The 13,634-nt window shown below is 48.8% G+C and carries 11 protein-coding genes; 5 read left to right on the forward strand and 6 right to left on the reverse strand.

What is annotated here, in order from left to right:
* Positions 1 to 54 precede the first annotated feature (54 nt).
* The 4 genes from C2M24_RS04560 to dolP are packed head-to-tail and all read left to right on the forward strand — an operon-like array spanning position 55 to position 3,493.
* Complete coding sequence (locus C2M24_RS04560; protein WP_158683690.1) at positions 55 to 1,995, forward strand: penicillin-binding protein activator; 1,941 nt, start codon at positions 55 to 57, stop codon at positions 1,993 to 1,995.
* The gene (locus C2M24_RS04565) at positions 1,961 to 2,332 is read left to right on the forward strand and encodes a YraN family protein (RefSeq protein WP_105213452.1); all 372 of its coding nucleotides are present in this window, start codon (positions 1,961 to 1,963) and stop codon (positions 2,330 to 2,332) included. The genes C2M24_RS04560 and C2M24_RS04565 overlap by 35 nt, the downstream gene beginning before the upstream one ends.
* Positions 2,333 to 2,923 carry an SIS domain-containing protein gene (locus tag C2M24_RS04570; protein WP_105213453.1) on the forward strand — a complete coding sequence of 197 codons (591 nt, stop codon included), beginning with the start codon at positions 2,333 to 2,335 and terminating at the stop codon, positions 2,921 to 2,923. It abuts the gene before it with no gap.
* Complete coding sequence (gene dolP / locus C2M24_RS04575; RefSeq protein ID WP_105213454.1) at positions 2,924 to 3,493, forward strand: division/outer membrane stress-associated lipid-binding lipoprotein; 570 nt, start codon at positions 2,924 to 2,926, stop codon at positions 3,491 to 3,493.
* A gap of 122 nt (positions 3,494 to 3,615) precedes the next feature.
* Here dolP and C2M24_RS04580 read toward each other — a convergent pair whose 3' ends face one another.
* The 5 genes from C2M24_RS04580 to C2M24_RS04600 are packed head-to-tail and all read right to left on the reverse strand — an operon-like array spanning position 3,616 to position 8,500.
* Complete coding sequence (locus C2M24_RS04580) at positions 3,616 to 5,751, reverse strand: type IV pilus secretin PilQ (RefSeq protein ID WP_105213455.1); 2,136 nt, start codon at positions 5,749 to 5,751, stop codon at positions 3,616 to 3,618.
* Positions 5,735 to 6,271: a pilus assembly protein PilP gene (locus tag C2M24_RS04585; RefSeq protein WP_105199348.1), complete on the reverse strand. Its 537-nt coding sequence runs from the start codon at positions 6,269 to 6,271 to the stop codon at positions 5,735 to 5,737. Before C2M24_RS04585 ends, C2M24_RS04580 begins: the two co-directional genes overlap by 17 nt.
* Entirely contained in the window at positions 6,271 to 6,870 is a 600-nt protein-coding gene (locus C2M24_RS04590; protein ID WP_105213456.1) for a type 4a pilus biogenesis protein PilO, read from the reverse strand. The genes C2M24_RS04585 and C2M24_RS04590 overlap by 1 nt, the downstream gene beginning before the upstream one ends.
* Complete coding sequence (locus C2M24_RS04595; RefSeq protein ID WP_105199346.1) at positions 6,867 to 7,433, reverse strand: PilN domain-containing protein; 567 nt, start codon at positions 7,431 to 7,433, stop codon at positions 6,867 to 6,869. Before C2M24_RS04595 ends, C2M24_RS04590 begins: the two co-directional genes overlap by 4 nt.
* A complete protein-coding gene (locus C2M24_RS04600; protein WP_105213457.1) occupies positions 7,421 to 8,500 on the reverse strand; it encodes a pilus assembly protein PilM in 1,080 nt (359 codons plus the stop codon). The genes C2M24_RS04595 and C2M24_RS04600 overlap by 13 nt, the downstream gene beginning before the upstream one ends.
* A 134-nt stretch (positions 8,501 to 8,634) precedes the next feature.
* On the opposite strand from C2M24_RS04600, the gene C2M24_RS04605 reads away from it, so the two are divergent.
* Positions 8,635 to 11,226 (forward strand): penicillin-binding protein 1A, encoded by a 2,592-nt coding sequence (locus C2M24_RS04605; RefSeq protein WP_105213458.1) that lies wholly within the window; start codon positions 8,635 to 8,637, stop codon positions 11,224 to 11,226.
* Positions 11,227 to 11,284: 58 nt separating this feature from the next.
* On the opposite strand, the gene metL is transcribed toward C2M24_RS04605, so the two are convergent.
* Positions 11,285 to 13,630 (reverse strand): bifunctional aspartate kinase/homoserine dehydrogenase II, encoded by a 2,346-nt coding sequence (gene metL, locus C2M24_RS04610; protein WP_105213459.1) that lies wholly within the window; start codon positions 13,628 to 13,630, stop codon positions 11,285 to 11,287.
* Positions 13,631 to 13,634: the final 4 nt, after the last annotated feature.

Consider the following 13,634-nt stretch of genomic DNA (forward strand, 5'->3'; position numbering starts at 1 on the left):
CATCAGTCAGTAAGATAAGCGAATCACACTATGGCCAATTGGAACACAAAGACTGTGCGACTCAAATCGATTGCTGGTTTAGTGCTATTGTCAGGCTTATCCGCCTGTAGCACAACACAAAAGCCCCAAGAAAATATAAATACCACGACAAATATCATCGCCCCGGCCGAACCCGAGGTTTTGTCGGCTCAGCAGCTCTATAGTCAGGCGCTGGAATTAAAGGGGGACCAGCAGCGATTTAAACTGGTGGCAGCACAGAAGCAAGCCCTTGCCGAGCAAGATTGGCAAACCTTACAGGATGTCAGCGATACCCTGCTAAAGAAGCATCCACGCTGGCATACACAAGCCTTACTGGTCCGTGCCTATGCACAAATAAAACTAGGCAATCCGAATAACGCCTTACGCGAAAGTGCCTCGGTGCAAGCTCAGCTCAGCACCCCAGAGCATTTTTATTGGCATCAATTGGTGCAGGGAGCAACCTACGCCTATATGCGTTTAAATAATCAGGCCGTGCCTTTTTTACTACGCGCTTCGGAAAGTGCCGACCGTTACGGTATTGATGACGCCGAAGTTAACCCGCTGCTGTGGCAAAGCCTGCAAGGACTTACCACTGAACAACTGCAAGGCTTTAACAACGGCTCCAGTATCCAGCAAGGCTGGATACAGCTGGCGCTTATTAAACAGCTTTATCTTGGCCAACCGGTGGAATTACACAGCGCTTCCAATAATTGGCAGCGTCGTAATCCAGATCACCCAGCCAGCTTTGCCCTGGATGAGAAAGTTGCCCAGCTAATGCAGGTCGAACCTTATAAGGTTGCCAACCTTGGCGTTTTTCTTCCTCTCAGTGGTGGTAACCGCACCCTGGGGGAAGCGGTTAAAAACGGCGTGATTGCGGCGTTGGACAAGCATAAATTTAATGATGTGTATTTTATTGATGCCAATCTTAGCAACGAAGAAATTCAAGCGGCCATCAGTGCTAATAATATCGACTTCGCCATAGGCCCGCTGTTAAAGGGCAATATCAATCGCTTTGAACAACAGGCGCTGCTCGAAGGCATCCCCAGCATCTACCTAAACCGCAGCGATTACCTGCGCCAGTCATCGCAGCACTTTTATTTTGCCTTGGCGCCGGAGCACGAGCTGGATCAAGCCCTGCAACACTTTATGGCTCAAGGCGTTAAAAAGCCGCTGATTTTGGCCAGCAATGATCGCTCGGGCACGCGTTTAAGTGAATACTTCAGCACTCAATGGCTGCGTTATAACGAGCAGGCTCCATTGGTGGGCTTGTTCGATGACAATAAGGCCATGGAGCAGGTGATAAGCGATATCCTTGAAGTTGGCCAAAGTGAAGCCCGCATTGAGCTCATTGAGAGCCTGTTTAAGCAAAAGGTGGAAAGCGAAACCCGCTCACGCCGTGATATCGACGTGATCTACCTGCTTGCCGATGCCACACAAACACGCTTGTTAAAACCTTATTTAGATGTCAATGTCAGCACCTTTGTCGATCGCATTCCCCTGTATGCCAGCTCTAAGAGTCATAGCACGCAAATAGACAGCAGCGACAAGCGCGACCTGAACGGCTTATACTTTACCGAACTGCCCTGGATGCTGCCGACGACAGGCGTAAATAATATGACCAACCGCCAGCTTAAAGAAACTGTGCAAGGGCTGTGGCCAAATCAGGCCGATATAGAGCAACGCCTGTTTGCCATGGGCTATGATGCTATCACTGTTATTCCAGAGCTGCGCCAGTTAAGCATGCTACCGGGTAAAAGCCTGCCAGGATTAACAGGACAATTAAGCGTAAACAGCGAGGGCGAGGTGGTACGTCACCTGGCTTGGGCTCATTATCAGTCGCGGCAAATTGCCCCGGTGAATCTTGAGCATATCAGCCCAACGCCACTGTTAAGGCAAGAGTTAAAGCAGGACCCAGAGCAACAGCCGCAAGAGGAATCAAGCGATGTTTTGGCTACCGAAGGAATGGCGCAACACTAGAGCAAAAGGACAACACTACGAGCTGCTGGCCGAGGACTATTTAAAAAAGCAGGGCCTAACGCCGGTCGCTCGTAATTATAATTGTCGCTACGGCGAGTTAGACCTGATCATGAAGGAAGGGCTAACCTGGGTGTTTGTCGAGGTTAAGTTTCGCCGCCAAGCTGGCTTTGGTGGTGCACTCAATGCCTTAACGGAGCAAAAAAGGCAGCGACTAAGGCGCACCATAGCCCATTATGTACAAAAGCATAATTTGGCGCACTGTATACTCCGCGCCGACTATGTGGCCATTGAAGGCCAGTCGGCACCCCAATTTCACTGGATAAAAAACGTACTATAAATGCAGGAACAAATTAAAGAGCTTTTTACCGAAAGCATCCAAGCGCAAATTGCCGCCGGAGAGGTATTACCCGGAGTTTTGGAATCGGCGTCACTTAGCATTGCCCAAGCACTGATCAATGGCAATAAACTGCTTTGCTGTGGCGCTTCCAGCTGCCATATGCTGAGCGATCATTTTGCCGCCTTGCTGGTAAACTTTTTCGAAACAGAACGCCCTTGTTTGCCAGCCATTTCCTTATCACCACAGGCATTAAACCTAAGCTCACAACCCAGCACTAACCGCAGCCGGGATATTTTTGCAAGGCAGATACGAGCACTGGGTGAGCAAGGTGACCTGCTGCTGGTACTCGCCATTAACGGTAATGAAAAAGCGGTGATCAGCGCCGTTGAAGCCGCCTTAACCAAGGATATGACGGTGATCGCCTTAGTTGGCGATGATGGAGGCGAATTAGCCGGATTACTGAGCGCCAATGACGTGGAAATTCGCATCCCCGCCAAGCGTCCAAGTCGTATTTTAGAATCACACCTTGTCAATTTGCACTGCCTTAGTGAGCTTGTTGACATGACGCTGTTTCCTCAGGGAGAAAACTAAATGAATAATAAGAGTCTTATCGCCGTTCTCGTTGGCACCTTATTGCTGCAAGGCTGTGCCGCCGCCGTAGTCGCCGGTACTGCAGGTGCAGTCACCGCTGCTAATGATCGCCGCACCATAGGCAGTCAGATAGACGATAACAATATAGAAATTAAAGCTACTTTAGCCATCAAGGAACGCATCGGCCAACGAGATGATGCCAATGTCACAGTGGTAAGCTATAACGGCATCGTCTTGCTACTCGGCCAGGTGCCCAGCGAGCAGATGAAGTCACAGGCCCAAAGTGCCGCCGAGGGTGCCGATGGCTTACGTCGCCTTCATAACCAGTTGCGCCTGGGCTCACCGACCAGCATCAGTACACAAAGCCACGACGCCTGGCTCACCTCTAAGGTGAAAACTCAGCTCTTAGCGGCAGACGATGTCAGTGGTAACAATATTAAGGTGGTCACAGAAAATGCCGAGGTCTTCTTAATGGGCCTAGTTAGCAAAACCGAAGCCGAACGTGCGGTGCAAATTGCCCGTAATATCTCCGGTGTTGAGCGCGTCATCAAGGTGTTCGAGTACATCTAAGAGCCTCTAAAATATTCGCCATATTAAAGGCCACTGCAAAGTGGCCTTTTTCATGTCTAACGCTTTATAGCAGGCATAAAAAAAGCCACTCTGATGAGTGGCTTTTTACTAAGCTGTGAGGTTTACAGCGTACTCTCTACCATGATCTTCGGCGTTACGAAGATAAGCAGTTCACGCTTCTCGTTACGCTCACTGGTTGAGCGGAACAGGGCGCCCAGGTAAGGAACGTCGCCCAGTAGCGGTACCTTACGAGCTGAGTTGATGATCTGCTGCTGGTAAATACCACCTAGCACCACGGTTTGACCGTTTTCAACCAGCACCTGAGTCTCGATACGTTGAGTATCGATAGCTACCGCCGGACCCGTTGCCGTGTCTACGGTGTCGCCTCGGGTATCCTGAGTGATTGCCAGGTCAAGGATTACCTTGTTATCAGGAGTGATATGCGGAGTAACCTCCAGGCTTAGCACTGCCTTTTTAAAGGTAACCGTTGTTGCACCACTTGAAGCCGACTGCACATATGGGATTTCAGTACCCTGCTCGATGCGCGCCTTTTTCTGGTTTGCTGTAGTGATACGCGGGCTGGCGATGATCTCACCCTTGTTCTCTTGCTCTAGGGCTGATAGCTCTAGGTCAATCAGCTGACCATTTGCTAACTTAGCCACGTGCATACCAATGCTACCCGCAGGGTTGATAACTGGTAGGTTAACATTGAGTCGGTCGCCAACGCTTGGCGAGGCATTGTTAGCTATGTCAGTAGCACCAATCAGGTTACCCGATACACCTGTTAGTGTACCTGTGGCATTAGCAGGTGAAGTGCCATTTAACCAGCCGCCATTACTATCACTGAAGCCCCAACGAATGCCCAGGTCTTCTTGGATATTATCGCGTACCGTTACCATACGTGATTCGATAACCACCTGCTTAACCGCTACATCCAGGGTCTCAACCATACGACGCACGTTTTCGATGCTCTTAGCCGTATCCTTGATTAATAAGGTGTTGGTACGGGCATCAACCGACACGCTACCACGGTTAGATAGAATGCTGTTTACATCGGTTTGCAGTAGGTCAGCAAATTCCTGTGCCTTGGCATAGTTAAGCTGAATATACTCGCTGTATAGCGGCTCCAGGTCTTCAACCTGTTGCTTGGCTTTTAACTCTTTCGCTTCACGAGCAGCCAATTCTTCGGTTGGAGCAACCATCAGAATCGAACCTTCCATGCGCTTATCCAGGCCTTTTACTCGTAGTACGATATCAAGGGCCTGGTCCCAAGGAACACCGTCTAAACGTAGGGTGATATTACCTGAAACCGAATCGCTCACTACCAGGTTAAAACCATTGTAGTCGGCGATGATCTGCAATACCGCACGGATAGAGATATCTTGGAAGTTCAATGACATAGGACGACCTTGGTAGTCTTTGCCATTGCCAAGGAAGCTGCGCTTCGACTCATCTTTTTCCAAGGTAATGGTAAAGATGTTGTCAAGTTGCTGATAGTTGTAATCGAATGCGTCTGTAGTGTCGATTTCGATGCGGCTGTTAGAACCTTCTTTAAAGGTTTCTACCATGCTCACCACGGTACCGAAGTCCATAACATCCAATTGATACAGCAGGTCGTCAATGATATCCGTATTGTGGAATTCAACAACTACCTTGCCCGCTTGTTCTTGTACGTCGATAGCGGCCATGTTTTCTTGTAAGAATACCAATACGCGCGCTTCACCCTTTTCGCCGCGACGGAAATCCAAGGCTTGAATACGGTTGATGTAGTTAGCACCTTCGTTTTCTTCAGCAATGGTTTGCGATGCGTCTTGTACTGGGTTATCGGAAACGTGTAGATAGAACAGGTTTTTATCGATACGCGTCTGATAAATCTTCAAGCGATCTAGGAATACAGTTACCTTAAAGCCGTCATTAACGAACTCGCTGGTTACCTTCTCTACGCCGGCCTTATTGATCAGTACTTCTTCAAGGCTTTGCTCATAATCAGCCTCATCAAAGAAAAGCTCAATACGCGCTGGCTCACTGAAGACCTGAATTTGCGGTTCGATATAGATTTCTTCATCGAATACAAACTCGACCTCAGTTTCACCTTCCAGCAATGGGTTATAACGAACGTCGTACAACAAGGGTACGGCGGTCGCAAAACTCGACATAAACAGGGTAGCTACTGCGAGTACCAAAGAATAGATACGATTCATTTTGAATGCGTTATTTTGCATTGTGCTGTTACCTTGATTTTTATGAACTGGAATCATCACCTGCCTCCAACATTTCTAGCTTGGTCAGGCGTTCTTTCCAACATCCTGCTCCATCAGGGATTAACTCTAATAATTCTATGTAGTTATTGCGTACCTGAGTCACTTTGCCGTGATACAAGCCAACGTAATTGCCTTTTGAAATACGGTGCAATGTTGCGTCCGATGCCTTGACCAGAGCCCAAGTTGCAGGCCCTGAACCGAGTGTGCCTTTCATCGACAGGTTATCTAAAGGATAACGCTCCAAAGGCTCTTTCTTACGCTGTGGATCCGGGTGTAAACAGTTTTGCACCTGGATCAACTTATCCTGAATCAGCTCAGGTTTTGGCGCCACAAACGGGCTACGTAAGTCTGATGCGCTGTAGGCAAAATGCTCAAACTGGGCAATTTCAGGAATTGGCTCCACCTTGGGCTGCGTACTGGCTTTTACTCGGTTGATAAACTCTCTTTGCTCGGTCGTGTCATCAAAACACCCACTCACTAACAGTGTTAACGAGGCGACTGCGAGGAGTTTTTTCATTATTCATCCCCCTCATAACGGTAAGTCTTAGCGACCACGCTAAACACTAGCTGGTCATCACCTGTAGCTTCGATGTCAAAGTCGTGCAAGCTGATAATACGTGGTAGCTGCGCTACCTTACCTACGAATTCACCAAACTCGTGGTAGCTTCCTTCAACCTCAATCTTGATGGGTAGCTCGGTGTAGAATTCTTTTTTAATCTCCGGCAACCAACCAATTTTAACAAAGGTCAGGCCGCTGGTTGTACCTACATAAGAAAGGTCATCCAGTAATCCGGGAGTTTCATTCGAAGTCGGCAGCTTTTTCAATAGCTGGGAGAATTTCTCTTCCATCTCTTGCATCTGCTGCTTGTAAAGTTCCAAACGACTGGCTTTGGAATACTTCACTCGGTAGCTGTCGCGCAATTCAACTTCTTTCTTTTGCACGCTTTCAAAGCCACTGACTTTATCTTCAACCAGAAGTTTATAGCTAAAGAACAAGACTAAACCGGCGGCTAATAGACAGACCAAACCCTTTACCAAGGCTGGCCATTCGCCTATGTTATCGAGCTCCAGCTCACCCCACTCGATATCACTAAAGGCCTTAAAACCTGAACTCATTGTTGCACCTCGCCAATCTCACCGAAGGACTTCACACTGAATTGCATATTGAAATCACTCAACAAACGAGCTTCTTCTTCCCCGGCAACAATGCCTCGTAGGGATGCTCTTTCTAGTAGGTATGAGCCTTCAACTTGACGAATCATGGTTGATAAGCGGTTATTAGACTCACTCTTACCCGATATCTGAATTGCATCACCGCGACGTTCTAAGGTCGTAAAGTAAACGCCAGAAGGAACGATTTTCGCCACTTCATCCATAATGCGGGTACCCAGGTTACGGTTACTCTGTAGCTCTTCAATCAGGCGCATACGCTGTTGCAAGCTTTCTTTTTTCTTATCAAGCTCACGAATTTCGGCGATACGCTGATCCAGCACTTGAATTTCCCGTACTAGAAAGTTGTTACGCACATTCTGACCATCGATCATGGCGCCGTAGACTTGGCTAAGCGCAAACATGGAAGCAAAGGCAATCACAATCACCGCCACTAAGATGGTGACGAAATTTTGCTGCGCTTCCTTTCGTGCGGCTTCACGCCAAGGCAATAAATTTATATGTGGCATGCTGAGAAGCTCCTCAATGCAAGACCCGTGGCGACGGCGAATTGGGCCTTATGCTTGCTGATCAGCTCCTGATCAACACGCGAACCAATTTCCATATGGGCAAAGGGGTCAACAACAACGGTATGAATACCCAGTTCATCGACAAGCAACCTATCCAGGCCATCGATCATGGTCGTACCGCCAGACAAGACAATGTAATCCACTTGTTCTTTACCACTGGTGGTCAAAAACATTTGCACCGCGCGACGAACCTGCTGCAACAAAGAAGTTTGGAACGGAGCCAATACCTCAAAGGTGTAGTTAGGCGGTAAGTCGCCCGTGCATTTAGCACGTTCGGCTTCATCAAAGTTTTTGTTGTAGTAGGAGACTATGGTGTTGGTGTATTGCTCACCACCAAATACCTGGTCACGGGTATAGATGGTCTCACCTTTTTGCACCACGCTGACCAAGGTCATCATCGCACCGATATCAACCAAAGCCACCACCTTGTCTTTGGCATCTTCTGGCAATGCCCCGTAGGCCACATCCAGACTCCTGCTTAAAGCATAGGTTTCCACATCAACCACCTTGGGTGTGAAACCACCGGCCTCAACCGCTCCGGAACGCGCTTCCACGCTTTCCGTACGCGCTGCCGATAGCAACACATTGACCTTTGACGGGTCGGCTTCGTTGATGTCGAGCTTTTCGAAATCAATGCTGACCTCATCCAGGGGATAAGGGATTAAGCTATCCGCCTCGATTTCGATCTGCGATTCCAGTTCAGCATCACTTAATGACACGTCCATAAAGATCACCTTGGTAATCACCGTCTGACCAGACACAGCAACAACGGCATGACTGACAGACTTTGGAATGCGTCTTCTGAGTTTTGCGATTACGCGGCCAATCGCCTCAATATCTTGTATGTTACGTTCGGCCATAGCCCCTTTGGGCATAGGTTCGATCGCAACAGCATCGAGACGATAACCCTGATCCTGCTGTGTTAATAACACTGCTTTAACAGAGTGTGAGCCGATGTCGATGCCCACCATGGCGGGCACTGACTTTTTGAGAAGTCGATTTAACATAAGAGCAACGTGAAACCTTTTTTTATAATTATAATAGACTTATAAATTATTGATGAAAAAATTTTATTCACTTTCTAATCAAGATATACTAGCAACCTCTGCGCTCAATTGGGAGTCCAAATAGGGAATTATCCGTGAAAATATTCAAAAAATTTTTACAAATCCTTTGCATATGTGGCCTCCTGGGCTGTATTACTCTGGTTGCTTTATACCTTTACGTGAAGCCTGACATCCCCAGCGTAGCGGTATTAAAAGATGTAAAGTTACAAACACCAATGCAAGTTTTTACGCGGGATGGCAAACTGATCAACCAGTTTGGTGAGAAGCGGCGAATCCCTGTAAAAATCAACGACGTCCCGGAACCACTCCGAAAAGCATTCCTGGCTACCGAAGATAATCGTTTTTATGAACACTACGGTATCGACCCTATAGGTATAGTACGTAGTGCTTTAGTACTAATATCCACCGGCGAAAAGCGCCAGGGAGCCAGTACTATTACAATGCAATTGGCTCGAAACTTCTTTTTAACTCGCGAAAAAGCATATATTCGAAAAGTTAAAGAAATATTTATCGCCATTCACATTGAACAATTATTAAGCAAAGATGAAATTTTCGAGCTTTATCTTAATAAAATAGAATTAGGAAACCGCGCTTTTGGTATTGGTGCGGCAGCCCAAGTTTATTATGGTAAGTCGCTCGATGAATTAACTCTAGCACAAATGGCGATGATTGCAGGTTTACCTAAAGCACCTTCGGCATTAAACCCAATTCGTAATCCAGAACGAGCAAAAGCACGCCGTAATGTGGTGCTCTCACGCATGTTGGATGAAGGTTATATCAGCACTTCTGAATATCAGGAAGCAACAAGTGCTCCGATCACTGCCACCTTCCATGGTGCCGAGATAGAACTCTATGCGCCTTATATTTCCGAAATGGCCCGTGCAGAGCTGGTTGCCATGTACGGCACCGAGCAGGCTTATAATTCCGGCATCAAGGTATATACCTCGGTAGAATCGACCATGCAGGCGGCGGCACAAACCGCGTTAAGGGATAACCTTTATGCCTATGATATGCGACACGGTTATCGCGGCCCTGTTGCTTACCTGTGGCAAAATGACAATGAAGAAGCTGTTGCCGAACAAGAGTTAGTGCAATACCTAAAAGGGGTGAATACACAGGCCGATCTTCATGCCGGTGTCGTCATGTCTGTTGAAGAGCAGGCTATAACGGTACTAAACAAAGACAGTGAACGCCTCACCATAGATTGGGAAGGTCTGAAATGGGCACGTACCTATATCACTCAGTCACGCCAGAGCTTTGCCCCCAAGACCGCCGCCGATATCTTGAACCCTGGGGCGCAAATTTGGTATCGCTTCGATAAAAATGACCAGCCTTTACTGGCACAAATTCCCGATGCGTCCAGCGCCTTGGTATCTATCGACCCTAAAGATGGCCGCATCAAAGCCATAGTTGGCGGCTACAGTTTTGAACAAAGCCAGTACAACCGTGCCGTACAGGCCAAGCGTCAGGTCGGTTCAAATATCAAACCCTTTATTTATTCCGCGGCGCTGGAGCATGGCTATTCACTGGCAACCATAATCAATGATGCGCCAATCAACCATTGGGATAAAAGTCAGGGGGTTGCCTGGCGTCCAAAAAACAGCCCGGAAAAATATGTAGGCCCAATTCGCGTACGTCGCGCCCTGGCTCAATCTAAAAACGTGGTCTCGGTACGTCTGATCCGCGGTGTAGGTGTCGACACCACAGCCGATCACCTGCTTAAATTCGGCTTTAAGGACGAAGATATTCCACACAATGAAACCCTGGCCCTGGGTAGCGCCTCGTTAACACCGCTGGAATTAGCACGTGGTATGAGCGCCTTCGCCAATGGCGGTCACTTGGTGGAACCCTACTTTATTAGCTCCATAGTCACCAGCGAAGATGAAGTGCTTTATCAGGCCCAGCCTTTGCTTGCCTGTAGCAATGAACAAAGACGCAAAAATGAAGTGTTGGCCGAGTTTGCCGAGCTTGAAAAATTGATCGCTGAGGAAACCAACACAGATACACAATTAGCAATCGACCCGCAAATCGATGAACTAGAGCAACAGCAAGAGCAAGAGCAAACCATGCCTAGCTGTGCGCCACGGGTGATCTCAGAGCAGAATGCCTTTTTGATTGCCGATGCCATGAATAGCGCCATTTGGGGTGGCGGCAGTTGGCAGCATGGCACCGGCTGGAACGGCACAGGTTGGCGTGCCACCGATTTAAAACGTCGTGATTTATCAGGTAAAACCGGTACCACCAACAACTCGGTAGATACCTGGTTTAGCGGCTTCAATGCCAATGTTATGACCACAATTTGGGTTGGCTTCGATAACCCGGGTAACCCATTAGGGCGAACCAGCTACAACAATAATCTCGACCGCGGTCAGATTTTTGGTGCCGAGTCCGGCGCCAAGACTTCACAACCGGGCTGGATCGACTTTATGCGTGTGGCCCTGGAAGATCAGCCCTATGCGGCGATTGAGCCACCTGAAGGCTTAGAGTCGGTACGTATCGACTTGAAGACCGGACTGCTGAGCCATAACAATGATCATACCAGCCGCTTCGAGTACTTTATTAAAGGCACGGCACCGACCCGTTACGCGGAAAAGGCTCCGCCCGTGCTATTTGAAACTCAAACATCAGGCGATAAACCCCTGCCCTCTGAGGATGAATTGTTCTAACCCAAAAATAAAAAAGCCAGCAAATGCTGGCTTTTTTATTTCTCAACCTGAGTTGGCGTTAGCTTAACTTACTAGCAAGCCAATATAGATCTGAGTGTACTCCCGCGGCGGTCACTTCCTTGCCCGCTCCCGGCCCTTGAATAACCAAGGCATTATCCTGGTACCAGTTGCTGTTAACGACAAAGATATTGTCACCTGGCTGCAAACCCGCCAAAGGATCGCTTGTCGGCACTGCCACCAGTCCTACCTTGGCCTCGACTTTCCCCTGTTCAATACGCAAATCGGCGTTGTAGCGCAGAACCTTCTGCTCCGCTGCCGCTTGCTGCTCCCGCGTCGCCACAAATTCATCGAGCACATCTAAGTTAGTCTGGCACTCCTGCCAACTGCCAGCGGCCAGCTGAGTTGGCATTAAGGCGCTAAGCTCAATATCATCCAGTTCCAGCTCTAAGCCCAGCTCACGGGCGAGTATCAATAGCTTACGCTGTACATCGCGGCCTGATAAGTCTTCACGGGGATCCGGCTCGGTAAAGCCAAGCTCCTGCGCCTTAAGCAAGAGCTGAGAAAAAGACTCGCTGCCATCATATTGGCTGCACAGCCAGGACAAGGTGCCGGAAAAAACGCCCTGTACTCGGGTCACCCGATCGCCGCTATTTTGCAGATCAGCCAGGGCAAAGTTAATAGGTAATCCCGCGCCAACGCTAGTGTTATAACGCCACTGCAAATTACGCTGAGCCAGATCCTGCTTCAAACTCTGATACCAGGAAAAGGGAGCGGTACCGGCATATTTATTGGCGCTGATCAAATGGCAATCGGCCTTGGCAAATTGCGGATAAAGCTGACTAAAGGCCTCACTGGCGGTGATATCGATCACCACCTTATGTTCATAGTCTAGCTGCGCCAGACGCGATAACAGTTCATCCTTGGTATAGGGCTGAGCACCTTGCTCCCAGGCTGTTTGCCATTGCTCGGTATCTAGACCACAAGGGTCAAAAAGCAGGGTTTCACTGCGCACTAAGGCCACCACCCTGACATCAATATGCTGACGTAAGCGCGCCAATTGCTGGGCAAATTGGGCCACGAATACCTCACCAACATTACCCAAACCTGCCACCACCACGGCCAACTGCCGCTGAGCGCCAAGCAAACGCTGATGTAAATAGCTCAAGCTATCGGCACCGATTTCTTCATCGGTTAACTGTAAGCAGTAACCTTCACCCACATGCGTAAAACGGCCATTTAGATTAAGCTCTCTCAAACCCTGCTCTACCTGCTGCTGGCATTTTTCCAGCTCTCGCTGCGGTGCAACCAGGGCGAAACCGTTAACATTGGACTCCAGCAATTGGGCACGCTCACCAAAGTGATGCAATAACTCGGCACTGTGCTGCTGCGGTACCACCAGATGCCACACACTTTTCACATCACAGTCGATAAGGCTGATCTGTAGTTGACGCCGTAGCAGCTCCAGCTCACCCTGCTCTAAGTGAACAAGCTTAATAACGTCTTGCTGCGCCAAGGTGGTAATAAAGTGCTTATGCTTGCACCCCCCCTCGCGCACCACTTCGGTACCTAGGGCATCGCTATCATAAGAGCTGCGCACCGCCAGTTTGATATTGGTGCCATGCAGGGGAGACAAGGTCTTGGCATGTAAAACCGGGTTACCCAGAGCCGCCAATAATTGCGCTTGGGCGCGGCAGATTTTATGGTACTTCTGCGCGCTTGCAACCTTTCTCGGGTCGGTGCTAAACACCCCTTGAGTATCCGTCCAGATACAGACCTCATCGACATCCATATAACGGGCAAATAAAGTGGCACTGTAATCACTGCCATTGCGTCCCAAGGTCACCGTCTGACCTTGTTGATCTGCGGCAATAAAGCCGGTGATCACATTAATCTTATCCGCGCCAATAAGGCGCTGACATTGTTGCTCATTCACACGATGCAACAACTGCCCTTGTTGAGCACAGAGTAGTTGGCGTGCATCTAACGCCTGTGCCTCTACGCCGAGTTGCTGCAAATAGCTGGATAACAAACGCGCCGACCAGAGTTCACCATGAGCCAGCAGCGATGCCTCTTGCAAGTTTCCTTGCTCAAATCCTAGCCATACATGTGTTAATTCTTGTTCCAGCTGAGTTAACACCTGAGCTTTGCGCTCGCCGCTTAGCAGCTCCTGGATCAGCTCCTGCTGGTGATTGCGCAACAGGCTTATCACATCCATACCGCTATGCTGATCTTGCTGCTCGAATGTCTGCCAGAGCTTAACCAGGGTGTCCGTGGTTTTACCGGCGGCAGACACCACCACTATGTCACCGACCTGACTATGAGCGAGAACAATATTAGCAACCGCATGATAACGCGCCGCACTGCTTAGGCTAGAGCCACCAAATTTATGTACTACCTTGGCCATTTTA

Source organism: Pseudoalteromonas sp. T1lg22 (assembly GCF_002964645.1).
Lineage (GTDB): Bacteria > Pseudomonadota > Gammaproteobacteria > Enterobacterales > Alteromonadaceae > Pseudoalteromonas.